Origin of the sequence: Helicobacter muridarum (assembly GCF_000765805.2) — a bacterium.
Classification (GTDB): Bacteria; Campylobacterota; Campylobacteria; order Campylobacterales; family Helicobacteraceae; genus Helicobacter_A; species Helicobacter_A muridarum.
Genome location: NZ_JRPD02000011.1, coordinates 1 through 18,423 on the forward strand (window position 1 = coordinate 1; position 18,423 = coordinate 18,423).

Consider the following 18,423-nt stretch of genomic DNA (forward strand, 5'->3'; position numbering starts at 1 on the left):
TGCTTATCATTACCTTTAAGGTTTGTAGATTGAATATTTAAGCTATTTGGAATCTTAATATCCACAGGATTTATATCCTGTGTAATTGATACTTGATTGCATAAATTGTTATAGCTTTTGCTTGAACATTTGGAATTAACAATTTGTTCCTTATTGCTACTTAACTAACAAACTCATTATGATAGAAGCGCATTTTTCTTGAAAACATAAAATCGATTGTAAATATTGATTTATCTTGTATTTTAAGATAAGATTACAATTTTGTCATAGTGCTAGAAATTTCTCAAATATATTCTTTAAGGATAGATAAAATACAATTAGCACTACTCTTAAATGCGGTCTTGTAAGCATGTAAGAAAGCACAATCATCATAACAATCATGACTATATATTCTATATTGATTTTTATATCAAATAGGACATATGTTTTAGCATTTGGCAAACCATCGCAAATTATCATCTATCACACAAAAATAAACGTGCTTTTTGAAATATAAAATGCGCAAAAGATTCTACAATATCCCTATTGCTATTATAAATAAAAGACATAAATAATATATTTTATATCCTTAATGGTAATGACCTTCCCAAATATTAATCTTATTGGCAATTTATTAGATAGATTTTAGTTGCATATCCATAAGTGCGTATATAACAAAATATTGAAATGTAACCTAAAACTAGCATCTTAAAACGTTAAGTTTTATTTCGACTTATATTTGGCTATGCCATAGAAGATTCATTAGCATTTTACTATTTAATTCTGATACAACAATAATTGCTATATATTTGTTGGCTTATTTTGTAATGTGCCTCCATTTATAACTTTCTGCCTTAATTGCCCACACGCAGCACTTATGTCTAACCCCCTTGATTCCCTAATAGTTGCTACAATACCTTTTTTGTAGAGATAATCCGCAAAAAGCTTCAAACGTTCTCTACTTGGTCTCTCAAACTCGCTTTCACTATGTGGATTAAACGGAATCAGATTAACTTTTGCTCTAAATCCATTCAAAAGACTAACCAACTTTTTGGCATGATCTAAGCTATCATTTACATTATGTAACATCAGATACTCAAAGAGTATCTTATTTCTAGAGCGGATTGGGAAATTTCTTAGAGATTCCAAAACTTGAGCAATATTCCAAGATTTGTTAATTGGCATTAATCTATCACGAAGAGAATCATCAACAGCATGCAAAGATAAAGCTATTTGGACATCTAAATTCATATCTGCAAGTTTTGCTATTTGTGGAACTATACCGCTAGTTGATATAGTTTGCCTCCTAGTAGCAATATTTAGCCCATCTTTGTGGCTAATAATTTTAATAGCTCTAACAACATTATTTAAATTATCAAGAGGCTCACCCATACCCATAAACACAATATTTACGCTCTTGTTAGAATCTAAACCATTATCGCGTTTCAAGAATACCACCTGCTCTACAATTTCCCCAGAGGTAAGATTACGTACAAAGCCTCCCTTAGCAGTAGAACAGAAAGTACAACCAATCTTACAACCTATTTGACTAGATAAGCAAAATGTGTATTTCTCACTTTTCAAAACCTTGCCGCAATCATCAACAACTCTATCTTTCATAAGAATCAAAACAGATTCAAAGAAGAGATTATCACCTGTTTGAAAGAGATATTTCTTTGTTCCGTCACTACTTTGTTCAATATGCTTAATATTTAAATTAGATATTGAAAATATGGAGTTTAATCTATATCTATCAGCCTTAGAAATATTGCTCATAACATCAAAACTAGTGGTATATTTGCTATAAAGCCAACTATATATTTGCTTAGAACGAAAGCCTAATGCTGAATTCTGCTTTTTTGTTATAAATTGTCTATGATTAGATTTTAAAGACTCTATCCCCATATCTAAAACTTGCAATATCTCCTCTGGAAATAAACAATATATATGCTGCTTATCATTACCTTTAAGGTTTGTAGATTGAATATTTAAGCTATTTGGAATCTTAATATCCACAGGATTTATATCCTGTGTAATTGATACTTGATTGCATAAATTGTTATAGCTTTTGCTTGAACATTTGGAATTAACAATTTGTTCCTTATTGCTACTTAAGATAGCTTCATTCAAATTAACCTCCAACCCAAACAAAAATTTAATGTCAAAAATAATTTATAAATAGCTATTTATCAATGGCTAGCCCTATTGTATAGGCTGTATAGTTTTATTGTCCGCTTTTGTATTTTCTAGGAAATCAATCAGCATTGCTGCACATTGCATATAGGCTTGACTTACTAAACTATCTGGCTGATAGAAGCTAATTGGCTTTCCTATATCACTAGATTCTACTATTTTAGGCTCTAGGGGGATTTTTGCTACTACTTTCGTATTAAAATGGTTGGCTAGATTATTGGAATTACCGCTACCAAATATATCATATTTATTATTGCAATTTGGACAAATAAAGCCACTCATGTTTTCTATAATTCCAAAGATTGGAATCTGACATTTGACAAACATATCCAAAGCACGTTCACCATCATCTATTGCAACCATTTGCGGAGTTGTTACATTTATACCTGCTCCTACAGGAACACTTTGAGCTATAGTAAGTTGGGCATCTCCTGTACCTGGTGGCATGTCAATAACCATAATATCAAGCTCATCCCAATCCACATCTTGCAGAAGCTGCGTCAATGCTCGCATAACCAAAGGACCTCTCCAAACAAGGCTCTCCCCTTTGTCATATAAAACTCCCATGCTCATTATTTTAACTCCAAATTTCTCTAATGGAATTAGCTTTTTACCATCTACGCTTACATCTGGTTTAATATCAGATAATCCTAGCATGCGTGGGATATTTGGACCATATACATCAGCATCAAGCAAGCCTACCTTTTTGCCGCTTTTTGCTAGAGATATGGCTAGATTCACACTCGAAGTAGACTTACCAACACCTCCCTTACCACTGCTTACCATAACAAAATGCTTTATACTAGGGGCTATATTTTTTGTTTCTTGAGATTGAGCTGCTTGCTTTTTTTGTGTGTTCGGAGTATGTGTTTCTATATCTACATTAGCAAACCCTAGATTACTAGTTTCTTCTAACACTCTCTTTTTTACCTCTGATATGACTTCTTCATTGCCAGATGGAATCATAATTTTCATATAGCAAACATTATTGTTGATTCGAATATCACTTACAAAACCAAAATGTATAATATCTTTCTCGAAATTGGGATAAATAACTCTACGTAATGCCTCTATGACTTGCTCTTTTGTAGTGGGTTGCATATTTTCCTCATAATTTTTGAAATTTAATGGATTTTAGCATAAAGTTGGAACATATTATGTTTTTAAATATAACATTACATTAAATAAAATTCGTTTTAAGGCTCATGTTATGATTTATATTCTCAAATCTGATAAAGACCCCATCATAAATGAAAGCTACCTATCACATAATGTGTGCTTACTATCATTATTGCAGATTCAATTTCATGATTTTAGTTTAGACTTAGAACAAATAAATAAAGCTGATTATTTGCTTTTTACCTCCAAAAACGCTCTCAAAGCAATAATAAATCATAGTTACTTTGATTTGTTAGCAAATAAACAAGCATTGTTTATAGGAGAAAAAAGCAAAAACATTTGGTTGCAAAAAGGCGGTAAATATGCCGTATCTCCTGCGGATTTAGGGGTTAGTGAGTGCAATAATGGAAAAAAATTTGCAGAGATTATCTCTCCTATTGTTAACGGGAAGAACATTTTGTATCTGTGTGGAAAAGATAGGGCTACAGACTTTAAAGTTCTGCTTAAAGATTCTTTCATACAAGAAGTTATTGTATATTCAAGCATAGAAAATTGCAATCCAGACACAAATCTTTCCAATATAAGCGAAAATGCACAATCCAGCGATACATTTGAAGATGAGAGTATATTTATATTTGGCTCTCCAAAACATTATCAAGTATTTTGCAAATATTACAGATGGAATCTCTCATGGCTTGCCATATCTCTAGGCGATACTACATTCCAATCCTTTGGCAACAATGTCCGCAAGCTTAATGCAAAAGGCAATTTTCAAAAGGCATTAAAGGTAGCTCAAGCCCTTTGCGGTACAACACCATTGCAACACAATATCCCAGTAGATGTTGATAACGTATTTTAAACTTAGTGGAGCAATCGCACTTGAGCAAAAATGCAAACAAGAAATTATTACGTCCTAAAAACAAAATTAAAGCCAATAAATTCCTCGATGGACAAAAAGAAGCATTAAACTCTAATCCAAACACAAAAAGCAATCAAAAATCTAATAAGGGCTTCCTTATTGAAAGATTAAAAGCATTCATAACTGATATATTCCTAATAAATATGCCAATTTTATATATAACAACATATGTAATATTAGATGGCAAGCAAAGCCTATTAGATAATCAAATAGCTATTGCTATATGCACTAGTTGCTATTGTGTCATAATATTTTTCTTTTTATGGCGTTTTGGTCAAACGCCAGGCTTTCGATATGCAGAGATAGCCATAGTTAGTATTAATTACAACAATCAAGAGAATCTAAATCATGATTCTAATACCATAAATGGAAGCTCAAAGAAAAATCACTTTAACACAGAAAGAGATTCTAATATTAGAGAAAAATCTATTAAATCTAGCAACATATCTAGCCTAAACACAAAGCCATATAGCATTTCAAAACCAAAAGCATGGCAATGCCTTGTATTTATTGCAGTATGGTTAATTGAGATAAGTTTCTTTTTGTGGGTTATTTATTTTTTGCGTAAAGATAAAAGAAGTTTACATGAAATTCTATCTCACACTAAAATTATATATAAGCAAAACCAAGCAAGGAAAAAAAATAACGTTATGTAGTTTATTATATATCAATAGTAAAATAACCCTGTTTTTAATATATGCCAGATAAGTAGGAATTACTTTTGCTTAGGCTTACAAACAACTATTACATAGAATAAAAGGAGTTATTTATGAAAATAGATTCTACTAATGCAATAAACTCTCTTGCAAATGCAAAACAGAGCAGTCTAATTACTAATCTTAAGAATAAAATTGGAAAGGGTGTTGATAATAATGATGCTGCACTAAGAGAGCAAACAGATAAATTTGAAGCACTGTTCATTAAAACTTTGCTTGATTCGTCATTAAATATGGATAATCCGCTATATCCAAAGCAGCCCGGTGCTGATATTTACAATGCCATGTATAAAGAGCAATTATCAGAGAGCTTAAGTGGTAGATTTGGATATAGCGAGCTATTATTCCAATACCTAAAAGACCAACAAAAGCTTAATAATCAATAACCAAGTTATTATAATTACATTACCTTTAAGCTATAACATAAACATAATGTTTTAATGAAAATCAGGCATTTAAGCTTAATCTATAGAAGTTCTTTTTGTCTATTATGCATGATTATGTTTAACTCTAGCACCTCTAAGCTTGCAGGGGTTACACCACTAACTAGCGAGGCTTCTTGAAGATTCTTTGGCTTATATAGACTTAGCTTTTCAATGACTTCAAGGCTTAAACCAGAAATGCCTTCATACACAAAATTATCTGGTATTTTTAGACTTAAAGCTCTCTTACTCCGAATAATTTGCTCTTCTTGTTTACGAATATAATCTTGGTATTTTGCCGTAATTCGTAATTGCTCTAATGCCCTATCGCTCAAAGGAGATAAACTAGTATGCAATTCTTTCATCTTGTAGGTATTCATGCTATCTCTACCTAGTATTAGTGCTAGATTGCAAGGATTGCTAAATGGTTCTTCATTTATTTTTGCTAGTGTATCTAGGTTTTGCTTATTTGGAGTAAAGCGATATTCTAACAGAGATAGATTAGATTGTATATCATCCATATCCTTTTGCAAAGAATCTATGATTCTAGAATCTAGTAATCCCAATTCTCTAGCATATGGCAACATTCTAAAGCAAGCATTATCTTCGCGAAGCAACAAGCGATATTCTGCCCTACTTGTAAAAACCCTATATGGCTCATTTGTACCTTTTGTAACCAAGTCATCAATCATCACTCCAATATAACTCTCATCTCTTCTCAATATCAAGGATTCTCTACTGCTTTTTCCTCTTTGGGATAGTAGGCTAAGGCTAGCGTTAATTCCGGCAATGATTCCTTGTGCAGCTGCCTCCTCATATCCTGTAGTGCCATTTACTTGTCCAGCTAAGTATAGATTCTTAATGATTTTTGATTCTAATGTATGATAGAGGTTTGTAGGCTGACTATAATCATACTCAATAGCATAGCCATAGCGAGTAATATGTGCATTTTCTAACCCTTGTATAGATTGAATCACGTCTTCTTGGACTTGATAAGGCAAACTTGTAGTTAGCCCATTTATATAATATTCAGACGCGCTATATGTCTGCGGCTCTAAGAAAAGCTGATGTCTCTCTTTCTCACTAAAACGATTTATCTTGTCTTCTATGCTTGGACAATATCTTGGACCAACCCCTTGTATTTGTCCTGTAAAAAGAGGAGCGCGATAAAAATTACTTCTTATAATTTCATGTGTATTTTCATTAGTATATGTCACAAAGCAAGGCAACTCTTTAGGCAAGAATCTATCATGTTTAATCCTACTTAAAAGAAATTGTGAGATGATATTATCTTTTTTATGATGAATAAAATCATGAGTTAAAAGGCTAAAGTATGGTGCTTGTTTTTGATTAGAATCCCCTTGTTTATTTTCTAAATCAGCATAAGCATCTCCATAGTGCTTTTGCAAATTAGAAGAATCTATACTACTGCCAAGAATTCTAGGGCATGTTCCAGTTTTTAACCTAGAAAGTGGGATTCCCAATGATTGCAAACTTTGGCTTAATTCATTGCTGGCAATCTCCCCTACCCTACCATTTTTGCTCTTATTTTCGCCAATGTGAATTAATCCACTAAGGAATGTCCCAGCTGTTAGTATTATTTTCTCTGCAAAGAATTGCTTTTTAATTGAAATTTCAACGCCTATAGCTCTAGAATCATTGCTTAAAATCCTTATAACATTAGCTTGAATTATGTTTAGATTCCTAGTTTGCAATAGAAAATCCCTAACATACTTTCTATATAAGTCCATATCAATTTGTGCTCTAGTACCTCGCACAGCTGGACCTTTGGAGGCATTTAATATTCTATATTGCAATCCACTAATATCTGTGATAGCCCCCATTAGTCCGCCTAAACTATCTACTTCTTTTGTCAAATGTCCCTTGCCTAAACCGCCTATTGCTGGATTACAGCTAGCTAGCGCGATATTATCTATTAGATGAGTAATAAGTAATGTTTTTAAACCCATTTTCGCACAAATATGGCTAGCTTCAACTCCAGCATGCCCACCGCCTATAACTATTATGTCGTAGTGATTTTGCATTTTTATACCCGAATTGATGATTTTAAAGGTAAAATTATAGTCATTTTTGAGTTTATAAAATATTAAAGGTTAAAGGAGGCAATGATGCAAAATGATTCACAAGCCCAAGCTATGAATGCAGATGCGCAAGATATAAGCACATCAGCTACCAATCAAAATATTAACACTGATTCAAATAATAGCTTAAATCATGGAACAAACATAGACAAACAAGATAATATAAAAATCAACTCTAGCAATTCATTGCAAAGCGAAAATCTTAGTATAGAGAACAATAAAATAACCAACGAAACATCTAGCACAGAATCTTATAAAAACAACCAAGATTCAAATATTTCTACAGATAGCTTTAATACACAAGAAACAAACATTGCTCAAAATAATCTCAACCAAACTAGCACTATAAGTTCTGCCCAATCAGGCATAAAGTCGCTTGTAATGCAAGATAGTACAAGAGTATGGAGTGCTATTGTTATGCTCGTTGCAGTAATCATTGTGCTTGGTATGGATAATGTAGTCCTTACTTGGCTTGTCATGGGTATTATATATTTACTAGCTATGAAAGAAGGTGCAAATATATACAAAATCCCATTTGGAATCTTTAGTATTTCTATGTCAGTATTACTATGGATAGGGTTATATTTTAGTTCAAATTCTTTTGCAGTGGTTGCTTGTGTGCTATGTATTATATCTTTATATTGTGTTACAGATAATTCAGAATCAAGCACAAAGAATTTATTCCCATTTATATATCCTAGTCTACCTTTTGTAGCTATATATGTGATCTACAACGAATATGGTGTTGGATTCTTAGCATGGCTTATAGCTACTATATGCGTAGCAGACATATTTGCATTTTATGGTGGCAAAATACTAGGAAAAACACAGCTTTGTTCTGCTTCTCCAAACAAAACCATAGAGGGCGCAATCTGTGGTGTTATATCTGGCGTTGTGATTGGATCTATCTTTGGAATTGGAATCTTTGGTGGATTCTCTATTGCTTTCCTAGCAAGCATATTTATTGTTATATTATCAATAATTGGAGACTTGGTTGAAAGCTCGTTAAAGCGCAGGGCACAAATAAAAGATTCAAGCTCAATTCTGCCAGGACATGGCGGTGTGCTTGATAGAATAGATGCCCTTATGTTTGGGGCTGTAGGTATGTTACTTATTCTATCTTTACTAGATATATACCAATAATCTATTAATATTAGAGTAAAAAGTAACCACTAGTTATGCTCGTATTATAACTTAGTCATTAAAAATTAAACATTTGTGTCTTATCATAAGGCATTATGTTATAATATTAGGAAACTTCATGAATGTTAGGGTTATTTTATAATGAATGATGCAAAACAAACTTCTGATAATACGCAATCTCAAGCCACAAAATATACGAATCTAAATATAGATAAGATTATGAAAATATTACCACATCGCTATCCAATGCTATTGGTAGATAAGGTTAAGGAAATTTGTCCTCATAAAAGCATAACTGCTTATAAAAATATAACAATTAATGAACAGGTGTTTATTGGGCACTTTCCCAAAGAGCCAATATATCCTGGTGTAATGATTATTGAGGGAATGGCACAAGCTGGTGGCATTCTTGCATTTGTGAGTGAATGGGGTTTAGATTTTGAAGCAAGTAAGGATAAGATAGTCTATTTTATGACAATAGACAAAGTAAAGTTTAGAGTCCCGGTAAGACCCGGTGATACGCTTTTCTATAACATGCAGGTTATGAAACATAGAAACAATGTATGGCAACTTGAAGGCAAAGCTTTCATAGGAGATATATTAGTAAGCGAGGCAGAATTAAAGGCTATGGTAACAGATGTGCATAATTGATATATTTTAAATATATTATGTCAATGACTTAATCAATAAAAGGAATGAAAATGAATATTTCTTCAACAGCCAAAATAGCCAAAACAGCCATTATAGAAGGAGAAGTAAATATCGGAGAAAATGTAGTAATAGAGGACTATGTAGTCATTAAAGGCAATATAGATATAAATGATAATAGCTATATATATAATCATGTAACAATTAGGGGTAATACTTCTATTGGTAAAGGTAACACAATCTTTCCAAATGCTGTATTAGGCACAATCCCGCAAGATTTGAAATTCAAGGGCGAAACAACATTTCTAGAAATCGGAGACAATAATCTCATTAGAGAATCTTGCATGTTCAATCCAGGAACAGAAGGCGGAGGTGGGATAACCAAAATAGGCAGTAATAATCTTTTTATGGCATATGTCCATGTAGCTCATGATTGCATTATCGGCAACAATAATATATTTGCAAATAATGCTACATTAGGGGGACATATACATATTGCCAACTTTGTAAATATTGGAGGCATGACTCCTATACACCAATTTGTTCGCATTGGTGAAGGAGCAATGATTGCTGGGGCCTCAGCTTTATCACAAGATATTCCACCATACTGCATGGCAGAGGGCAATAGAGCTAAGATTGTTGGGCTTAATAGGTTTCGCATGCGTAAAATTATGGATAGATATGTAATAGATAAAATCGATGCTCTCTATAAAAGACTCTTCTCTGGATCACAAAGCCTTAGAGATTTAGCATCTCTAGAGCTTAAAGTAGCACAAGGTAGCGGAAGCGATGAAAGTGAGATTATTAGTATATGTGAATTTATTTTACAATCAGAAAGAGGCATTCCCCATAGGAGAGGTGATATAAATGATTGAGACTTGTAGTTTTTGCGGTAAGACAGAGTCTAAGATAAACCCTATCGTATCTAGCAACGAAAAGATTACGGGCACAAAGGCTTATATTTGCAAAATGTGCACCCTATTCATCTATGAAAGATTTAATACTAAAAACGATATAGATAGCTCTAATTTTTCGCTTGATTCCATTCCTTCTCCAAAGGAATTAAAAGAGCATCTAGATGACTATGTGATAGGACAAGAACAAGCAAAAAAAGTTTTTAGCGTAGCTGTATATAATCACTACAAAAGATTGCTATATCAACAAAAATTATCCAATGATGACATTGAAAATACAAATTTATCTCAAGACGTTGAGCTATCAAAGTCAAATATACTTTTAATTGGTCCAACAGGCAGTGGCAAAACTCTGATGGCACAAACACTAGCACGTTTTCTTGACATTCCAATAGCTATTTCAGATGCCACTTCGCTAACAGAAGCTGGATATGTAGGCGAAGATGTAGAAAACATTTTAACTAGATTATTACAAGCTGCCAATGGGGACTTAAAACGTGCTCAAATGGGCATAGTATTTATCGATGAAATTGATAAGATTTCAAGACTATCAGAAAATCGATCTATTACTAGAGATGTATCCGGTGAGGGGGTGCAACAAGCACTACTAAAAATAATAGAGGGAAGCATTGTAAATATTCCTCCAAAAGGAGGCAGAAAGCACCCAAACCAAGATTTCGTAAAGATGGATACAAGCAATATATTATTTATTTGTGGTGGAGCATTCGATGGTATTGAAGATATTATTAAACGCAAATTAGGTAAAAATGTCTTAGGATTTGAATCTAACACAGAATCAAATAAAAAAAACTTACAAAATACAAGCGACATAATTCACCAAATAGAAACAGATGATTTAGTTAACTTTGGCTTGATTCCAGAATTAATAGGCAGATTGCATGTTATAGCAACATTAGATTCTATTAGCAAAGAAGCCATGATTGCAATCCTAACCAAACCAAAGAACGCCCTAATAAAGCAATACCAAAAACTTTTTGAGTTAGATGGAGCTAAACTTTCATTTGAAAATGATGCTATAGAACGTATAGCGGAGCTTGCTATGGAAAGAAAAACAGGTGCTAGGGGACTTAGAGCAATAGTAGAAGATTTTAGCTTGGATATTATGTTTGACTTGCCAAACCTAAATGGATATGAAATAATTATCACACGAAAATGTGTAGATAAAATAGATAAACCGCTTCTTATAAAGAAGAAATCAGTTAAGGCAGTTTAGATAAATAAGGAGATTTCAGTGTTTTTAAGTAAGTTTGCAGGTTGGTTTTCACATGATATAGCAATTGATTTAGGAACAGCCAATACTATTGTCATGATAAAAGGGCATGAGATTCTCATTAATGAACCGTCTATTGTAGCAGTCAAGGTAGATCAATATCGAGATGGAGAAATATTAGCAGTTGGCAAGGAAGCAAAGGAAATGATAGGTAAAACGCCTGATAATATACGAGCTATAAGACCTCTTCGAGATGGAGTAATTGCAGACTTTGAAATCACAGAAAAAATGATTAGACATTTTATAGAGAGAGCACATAAACGTAAATCATTTGTACGTCCTAGGATTATGGTATGTGTGCCTTATGGTTTGACATCTGTTGAAAGAAAGGCTGTTAAGGAATCTGCTATGAGTGCTGGAGCAAGAGAGGTGTTCTTGATTGAGGAGCCGCTCGCTGCAGCAATTGGTGCTGGACTACCAATTAAAGAACCACAAGGTAGCCTTGTTGTTGATATTGGTGGTGGAACAACAGAGATTGGCGTGTTATCATTAAGCGGACTTGTAATTTCAAAATCTATTCGTGTAGCAGGAGACAAGCTAGATGTAGCCATAATGGACTATGTTAGAAAGAAATTCAATCTTCTCATTGGAGATAGAACCGCAGAAGAAATAAAAATTGAGATTGGTTGTGCTGCACCTTTGGAAAAACCGCTCGTAAAATTAATAAAAGGACGAGATCAGGTAAGCGGATTATTAAATTCAATAGAATTAACAAGCGAAGATATTAGAGAAGCAATTAAAGATCAAATTAAAGAGATGGGTAATGCCTTGCGCAGTGTGTTAGAGCAAGTTCCACCTGATTTAGCTGGAGATCTTGTAGAAAATGGCATCGTGCTTACTGGCGGTGGAGCATTAATACGAAATCTTGATAGATATTTTTCTGATATAGTTAAGTTACCTGTATATGTTGGTGATGAACCGTTACTATCTGTGGCAAAGGGAACTGGAATGGCGATGGAAGATTCAGAAATGCTAGAAAAAATCATTGCTAGAAGCTAAACTAAAAGTAGAATAAAATATAAGCGGCCTTGTATAACTAATCTTATCTAATATATAGAATCTACAATGAAATCAATAATGACTCAATTAAAATGTATGCGCTTTATTAAGGAATCTAATCAATTATCTTATTAAGATTAGCAACAACTTATAAAACTTATTAAAATATCTTATACATTCCTTACATAATTATAAACAGCCTAGAAATATTAATACATTAGGGATAGAAATCTTGCTTAATATATTAGAGCAAAAGCTTAGTCAAGCAAACAATTTAGAATCAACGCTAATAATAAGCAAATGCAACAAAAAATAAACAGATATAACTTTAAGGCAGAGAAAAGTCCATTTAATGAAAAATGCAAACCTTTAGGCAAGCGCACACTAAAGTGTAAAAATAAAATAAGATTCTAGATGAGAGCAGGGCATTACAAACAAGCATTGATGTTGGGGGCTAAAGATATACATCAAACACAAGATAGCATAAAGACAGTATGAGCATAGGCAATAAGCTTAGTTATGCCGCTATTTAATTCGAAAGCAAGGCAGGTAAAAGCTTAAAAGCAATATCCTTGTTCACACTTTTTACCTGTAAAAAGTGTAAGATTGAAAATATTTAGAATAGGATATTAAAGAGATTGTATATAGCTATTTAGGAATAAGAAAATAAGAGCTTCATTGAGATTCTTATTTATCTGGTAGTTTTGCAATATCACTTAAAATAAAATATATTAGCTCTTTAATATCATCTTGAAGTAACTTTTTATTATACTCTCTAGCAATTTTTATACGTTTTACAATAATCTCTCTAGATTTTTCTGATTTATTTTTTATTTTTGGGAACGTTTCTAATATTGCATCATAAATATTATTTAAACTAGGGGTTTTATTCCCATCTTCTTCTTGCTTTGCCTGTAAGCTTTTAATGATTGTATTTAGAATATCATCAAAGCTTTTCAAGGATTTCTCCTATCTCACTATCATTAAAACTTGGGGATGTAAGTTTAGATTCGTCATGATATTTAGAATCCTCGAATGAATTATATGGTTGCGCATCACCTTTTACCTCTAAAAGTAAAAGCTGAGCAATTCTTATATATGGTGGAATAGTGATAGTGCATGGTGAAGCATTAAAAATAATTATAGGTAAATGCCCCTTATAACCCGGATTGGCATACAAAGACATTGGCAATATAAGTCCTAATCTTGCAAAGGTGCTTCTAGGTAATATAAGTCCACATTTATCTATAGGGATAGTTACATGCTCGCATGTAGAAGTATATAAAAATGTCTGTGGTTTTAATGGATACCCTCTTGCAAGATTAATAGTCTCATACATATTATCTATTGTTGTCTTATCAATATTATCTTCAAACAGATTAATATCCCTTGCATGCTTAATTATTTTTGCCTCTTCGCTAAGGCTTAAGTCTATGCTACTGCCGCGTATATTATTATCATTTAAGCATGTAATATGCTTTGGAGCGATATCCTTTAATTCAGAAAACCCTAAAACCATATAAACCCTTAACTAAATACATAACTTAAATATATTATACATAAAATCTTACAACAATAAATTGCAAGATTAGAGTATGTAACCTTACTTAAGAGTTTTTCTTAATATCCTTATAAATATAACTAGTATAAAATATTAAAATCACCATTTGTATTAACATATTAAGCGCGAAAGTGTATAGCAATACTTAGAAAAAATAGCGTGAATTTGCTTTGCAAATTTGCAACCATAAATCAATAGTAAAATATAGAGTCCTAGAATCTAGATTTTGTTGTTGAGCATTTGATAGTAGGTATATTTATTATTCCTTGTAGTTAAACTTCATACATGAAGCAATTTTTGTAATCATATATAATCCATTTTTGCCGATACCAAACTAACCATTGTGAAATAGTTCGTTTTGCAAAAGCTACAATATTTTCTCAAAGAATATATTGCATTTTGTCGTATCCTTAATAGTTTTAGAATCTGTCATCATTCAAAAACTCATTTAGTCGGTATTGTTTGAATATCTTTACTAAAAATTTGGGTTATTATATATAGATACAAAACAAATTGCGCATAAAACCATATTTTAAACATTCTTCGTATATTCAATGGTTTTAAATACCGTTTAAATGTTGCTTTACTTTTTCTTCTTCATATTATTAATGACTGCCTCTACATAGTTAAGGCTGCGTTGCAAATGCTCCTTTTACTTCAATCATAAAAGCATAAACCAATATAGCAATTAGGCTAATTATTTGTTATTGACTTTTATAAATTGCTTTAACGTATTAAGATTTGTTAATGTTTCGCGTTTAAGTGGTGGATTAGTAATCATATTCATAATATCATGCACACATACAGCATGCAAAACATGACCTAGCGCAGAGTATTGCAATATCTTGCCCTTTGTTTGTGATAAGCTAGCATTGAAAAAATCTCTACATAATCTCTCTCCAAAAAACACGGCATAATCTATAAATCTCAACTGACGTATTAAATAATCTCCGCATATTTTACGTTCTTGCACTAAGTTGTTATTTTGTATTGTTAGCAATAAATTGTTATTTTGCAAAGCGACACATTTAAAGAGTGGCAATATAAATGCGGATTCTAATGAAATGCTCATAACTTTAGTAATAATATCTATAAGCATAATATTTGACTTGCTTGCATCTAAGCAATCGAGGCAATCTCCTAGATGTTGCAGACGTAAGGATTCTACTACAAAGGCAATTTTTAGAGATTTTTTCGCTAGAGATTGACTTTGTGATTTAGAATCATTTGAATTATCTATATGTGTTTGTTGCATTAATGGCGATTTTATTTGAGCATGCACCTCTTGCTGTTTGGGCAAGATGCCACAAAATCTAGCATTATCATCAGCCATATTAGACAAGCTACATAACTTGCATGCAAGAATCTTATGCTTTATATCACTTAATGTCTGGTATGTCGATACTTTAGAATTTGCTTGCGTATATGTGGATTTATATGTTTGTTGAATATGATTAGATTTGTTTGATTTTATCTTACTAGCAATCAAAGTCGCATTTGAATCCGCTAGCGAATAGTCCATTATAAAAGAATCTACAAAACAATCACCAAGTAGCTCCAATCTATATAACATAGATTGTAAATATGCTAAACGCAAGGTCTGCTTCATGCATATTCCTTTTGACAAGTCTTTTATGTTATTATATTGTGATTCTAATACAAAACATCAATTCTTTAGATAAGGATTACAATGCAAATACAAAAGAAACTGCATGTAATATCGCTTGGTTGTTCTAAAAATCTAGTAGATTCTGAAGTAATGCTAGGTAGGCTAACAGACTATGCTATGACAAATGAAATAGGTGAAGCAGATGTAATTATTATTAATACATGTGGCTTTATTGAAGCTGCAAAGAAAGAAAGTTTAGGGCACATATTTGAGGCATTACAAAGACGAAAGGAAGGTGCTCTTTTAGTTGCTAGTGGATGCTTAGTTGCGCGTTATGCCAAAGAAATAAAGGATATGATTCCAGAAATTGACATTCTTACCGGCGTTAGTGATTATCACAGAATCGATTCTATGATTGCGCAAAAAAGGAGTATCGCCAACAATGGTGTATTTTTATATAACCAAGAGAAACGAGTTATAACAGGATCAAATATTCATGCATTCGTGAAAATAAGTGAAGGTTGCAATCAAAATTGCTCTTTTTGTGCTATACCTAGCTTTAAGGGCAGATTGCAAAGCAGAGGAATAGATTCTATACTACATGAGATAGAAATGTTGGCTGGTAACGGATATTATGATATTAGCTTTATTGCACAAGATTCTAGTTCTTATCTTAGAGATAAGAATCAAAAAGACGGACTATTAAAGTTAATACAAGCTATAGAGGCACAAGGAGCAATCAAAAGTGCTAGAATATTATATCTATATCCCAACTCAACTAATTTTGAGTTGATTGATAAAATTGCACAATCAAGCATATTTCAAAATTATTACGATATGCCAATACAACATATAAGCACCAATGTGCTGCAAAGTATGCAACGAAGTCATAATAATATACACCAACTATTAACTTATATGAGAAATGTCCCGCATAGCTTTGTGCGTAGTAGCGTGATTGTGGGCTATCCAAATGAAAGTGAAGATGATTTTACTAGACTATGTGATTTTGTGGAAGAGTTTGGATTCGACAGATTGAATATTTTTGAATTCTCCAAGGAAGAAGGCACAAAGGCTGGATTATTGGAAGAGCTACCAAAAAACATTAGGAGCAAGCGCATTAACGCATTAAATAAGATTGTTAAAAAGCAACAAGATACATTATTTAAGGATATGGTAGGACAGAATCTAGATGTAATTATCGAAGGCAAGAGTGAGATTAGCGAGTATTTTTATAGTGCTAGAGATAAGAAATGGGCTATTGATATTGATGGTGAGATATTGATTAATGATGGGGATTTTCAAGGAACAGGATATTACTGCGCAAGGATTACAGACTATAAAGACGGAATCTTAGTTGGTCGCATCATATAAATAATATTATACAATAGAAATGCTTATATTTAGCTTGCAATTAAATATAATAGAATAGAAATTTATAAGGTTTTTAGATTAGATTCAAATCTAGAGCCAATATATTCATTTTTATAAAAAGCTTTCTTTGACTACAAAATTTTACTTTATTTAAACCACATCAAAACTATAAACAGAAATTATTAAACAAACTTTATTTAAATTATACTTAATGCAAGTACTTAAAAGAAAATTACGATAAGTTTGCCATATTAAAGGCAATTAAGATAATTACTGTAATTTAAAAAATAATAATATTAAACAAAACAATTAATTCAATAACTATAAAATAAGTATATTTTACTATAACTATATTATTCCTGCTATAATTCATACCTTTTGTTACATATATGATAATTATGATAAATCATCTATAATAGTTATGAGGTTCTATGCGAATATTATTTGTCTTATTTTATGCCTTATATTTGACAAATATAAGTTTCGCTACTACTAGCAAAACTTATACTCCTTTTAGTGAAAAAGAAATATTACAAGAATATAATGCTCTGCAAGCTCCACATATACCAAATAAAAGTGCTCTAGCAATACAAAATTTCTTTGCTAAATTTAAGATATATGAGCCATGGTATATTATCCCTGTATACTATAGCTTCAACAAAATGTATAGTCCTAGATTACAAAAAATTGAGTTTAAATCACAGATTAGCTTTAGATTAGAATTATTAGATAATATTATATGTGATTTCTGCTCATTTAGTTTTGGCTACACACAAAGAATCTATCTACAAACATATAACGGAATCATAAGCTCACCACTTAGAGATATTGACTTATCACCACAGATAGGTTTTGCCTACAAGAAACCAATTTATATAAAAGGTAATAGTTATATAAATTGGATATCCATATATTATAACCACACTAGTAATGGTGAGACAAATAGAATTTTAGCAGATGACTTACGAGGAGAGATTGTAAGAAGTAAGGCTCTTGATAGAATCGTATTTGAAACCAATTATAACAATAATAATTTCAATATGAGAATTAGAACATATATAATAATAGGAGTCTTTGATGGTGGAAAAACCAATCCTGATATAGGTAAATATATAGGATATGGCGATGTAAAATTCTCATATAAATATGGTAAAAATCTCTTTGAGTTAAGTGCAAATAATATATTAAATAACTATTTTGATAGTAGCTACTGGAAGTTTAAAGGACAACTAGAGCTTGGGTATAGCTATGGCATTACTAGTCAATATGCATTATTTGTTCAATACATATTAGGGCATGGAGATAGCCTATATGAATATAGCCTTCCTGTAAATAGAATAGGTATTGGGGTTAGACTTAGAGACTTTTAGTAAGGACAAAAGAATAATTATATTGAGATTATTGTTAGTTTAACGAAATAGGCAAAAGATTAAT

Annotated in this window: 17 protein-coding genes; 10 read left to right on the top strand and 7 right to left on the bottom strand. The window is 32.0% G+C overall.

Going from position 1 to position 18,423, the window contains the following annotated elements; genetic code table 11:
* Positions 1-264: 264 nt before the first annotated feature.
* From LS73_RS05715 to LS73_RS05725, 3 genes are all read right to left on the bottom strand, one after another.
* Positions 265-459, bottom strand: a complete 195-nt coding sequence (locus tag LS73_RS05715) for a hypothetical protein (protein WP_034557970.1) — start codon at positions 457-459, stop codon at positions 265-267.
* 321 nt (positions 460-780) lie between these two features.
* A complete protein-coding gene (rlmN, locus tag LS73_RS05720) occupies positions 781-1,884 on the bottom strand; it encodes a dual-specificity RNA methyltransferase RlmN (RefSeq protein WP_034558211.1) in 1,104 nt (367 codons plus the stop codon).
* Between the two features lie 297 nt (positions 1,885-2,181).
* A complete protein-coding gene (locus tag LS73_RS05725; RefSeq protein WP_034556825.1) occupies positions 2,182-3,273 on the bottom strand; it encodes an Mrp/NBP35 family ATP-binding protein in 1,092 nt (363 codons plus the stop codon).
* Positions 3,274-3,382: 109 nt separating this feature from the next.
* On the opposite strand from LS73_RS05725, the gene LS73_RS05730 reads away from it, so the two are divergent.
* The 3 genes from LS73_RS05730 to LS73_RS05740 all read left to right on the top strand — a co-directional run bounded on the left by LS73_RS05730 (position 3,383) and on the right by LS73_RS05740 (position 5,312).
* Positions 3,383-4,150, top strand: coding sequence for a uroporphyrinogen-III synthase (locus tag LS73_RS05730; RefSeq protein ID WP_034556824.1), 768 nt, complete (start codon positions 3,383-3,385; stop codon positions 4,148-4,150).
* 20 nt (positions 4,151-4,170) lie between these two features.
* On the top strand, positions 4,171-4,866 hold the full coding sequence (locus LS73_RS10215) for an RDD family protein (protein WP_052089458.1): 696 nt from the start codon (positions 4,171-4,173) through the stop codon (positions 4,864-4,866).
* Positions 4,867-4,979: 113 nt separating this feature from the next.
* Positions 4,980-5,312 carry a hypothetical protein gene (locus LS73_RS05740; protein WP_034556823.1) on the top strand — a complete coding sequence of 111 codons (333 nt, stop codon included), beginning with the start codon at positions 4,980-4,982 and terminating at the stop codon, positions 5,310-5,312.
* Positions 5,313-5,392: 80 nt separating this feature from the next.
* Here the strand turns inward: LS73_RS05740 and LS73_RS05745 are convergent, their stop codons facing one another.
* On the bottom strand, positions 5,393-7,393 hold the full coding sequence (locus LS73_RS05745) for a tRNA uridine-5-carboxymethylaminomethyl modification enzyme MnmG/GidA (RefSeq protein ID WP_034556822.1): 2,001 nt from the start codon (positions 7,391-7,393) through the stop codon (positions 5,393-5,395).
* An 84-nt stretch (positions 7,394-7,477) separates the two neighbouring features.
* Here LS73_RS05745 and LS73_RS05750 point away from each other — a divergent pair, with 84 nt between their 5' ends.
* From LS73_RS05750 to LS73_RS05770, 5 genes are all read left to right on the top strand, one after another.
* A complete protein-coding gene (locus tag LS73_RS05750) occupies positions 7,478-8,593 on the top strand; it encodes a phosphatidate cytidylyltransferase (RefSeq protein WP_233708833.1) in 1,116 nt (371 codons plus the stop codon).
* A gap of 141 nt (positions 8,594-8,734) precedes the next feature.
* A complete protein-coding gene (gene fabZ, locus LS73_RS05755) occupies positions 8,735-9,244 on the top strand; it encodes a 3-hydroxyacyl-ACP dehydratase FabZ (RefSeq protein ID WP_052089457.1) in 510 nt (169 codons plus the stop codon).
* A 50-nt stretch (positions 9,245-9,294) separates the two neighbouring features.
* Positions 9,295-10,116: an acyl-ACP--UDP-N-acetylglucosamine O-acyltransferase gene (lpxA, locus tag LS73_RS05760; RefSeq protein ID WP_034556821.1), complete on the top strand. Its 822-nt coding sequence runs from the start codon at positions 9,295-9,297 to the stop codon at positions 10,114-10,116.
* Positions 10,109-11,389, top strand: coding sequence for an ATP-dependent protease ATP-binding subunit ClpX (gene clpX, locus LS73_RS05765; RefSeq protein ID WP_034556820.1), 1,281 nt, complete (start codon positions 10,109-10,111; stop codon positions 11,387-11,389). The genes lpxA and clpX overlap by 8 nt, the downstream gene beginning before the upstream one ends.
* An 18-nt stretch (positions 11,390-11,407) precedes the next feature.
* A complete protein-coding gene (locus LS73_RS05770; RefSeq protein ID WP_034556818.1) occupies positions 11,408-12,445 on the top strand; it encodes a rod shape-determining protein in 1,038 nt (345 codons plus the stop codon).
* A gap of 687 nt (positions 12,446-13,132) precedes the next feature.
* Here the strand turns inward: LS73_RS05770 and LS73_RS05775 are convergent.
* The 3 genes from LS73_RS05775 to LS73_RS05785 all read right to left on the bottom strand — a co-directional run bounded on the left by LS73_RS05775 (position 13,133) and on the right by LS73_RS05785 (position 15,615).
* Positions 13,133-13,405, bottom strand: a complete 273-nt coding sequence (locus LS73_RS05775) for a hypothetical protein (protein ID WP_034556817.1) — start codon at positions 13,403-13,405, stop codon at positions 13,133-13,135.
* The gene (locus LS73_RS05780) at positions 13,392-13,964 is read right to left on the bottom strand and encodes a dCTP deaminase (protein WP_034556816.1); all 573 of its coding nucleotides are present in this window, start codon (positions 13,962-13,964) and stop codon (positions 13,392-13,394) included. The genes LS73_RS05775 and LS73_RS05780 overlap by 14 nt, the downstream gene beginning before the upstream one ends.
* 739 nt (positions 13,965-14,703) lie before the next feature.
* Positions 14,704-15,615, bottom strand: a complete 912-nt coding sequence (locus LS73_RS05785; RefSeq protein ID WP_034556815.1) for a hypothetical protein — start codon at positions 15,613-15,615, stop codon at positions 14,704-14,706.
* Positions 15,616-15,696: 81 nt separating this feature from the next.
* Between LS73_RS05785 and rimO the strand changes: the two genes are divergently transcribed.
* Complete coding sequence (gene rimO / locus LS73_RS05790) at positions 15,697-16,989, top strand: 30S ribosomal protein S12 methylthiotransferase RimO (RefSeq protein ID WP_034556814.1); 1,293 nt, start codon at positions 15,697-15,699, stop codon at positions 16,987-16,989.
* A 431-nt stretch (positions 16,990-17,420) separates the two neighbouring features.
* Complete coding sequence (locus LS73_RS05795) at positions 17,421-18,359, top strand: phospholipase A (protein ID WP_104692157.1); 939 nt, start codon at positions 17,421-17,423, stop codon at positions 18,357-18,359.
* The last annotated feature ends 64 nt before the right edge of the window (positions 18,360-18,423 follow it).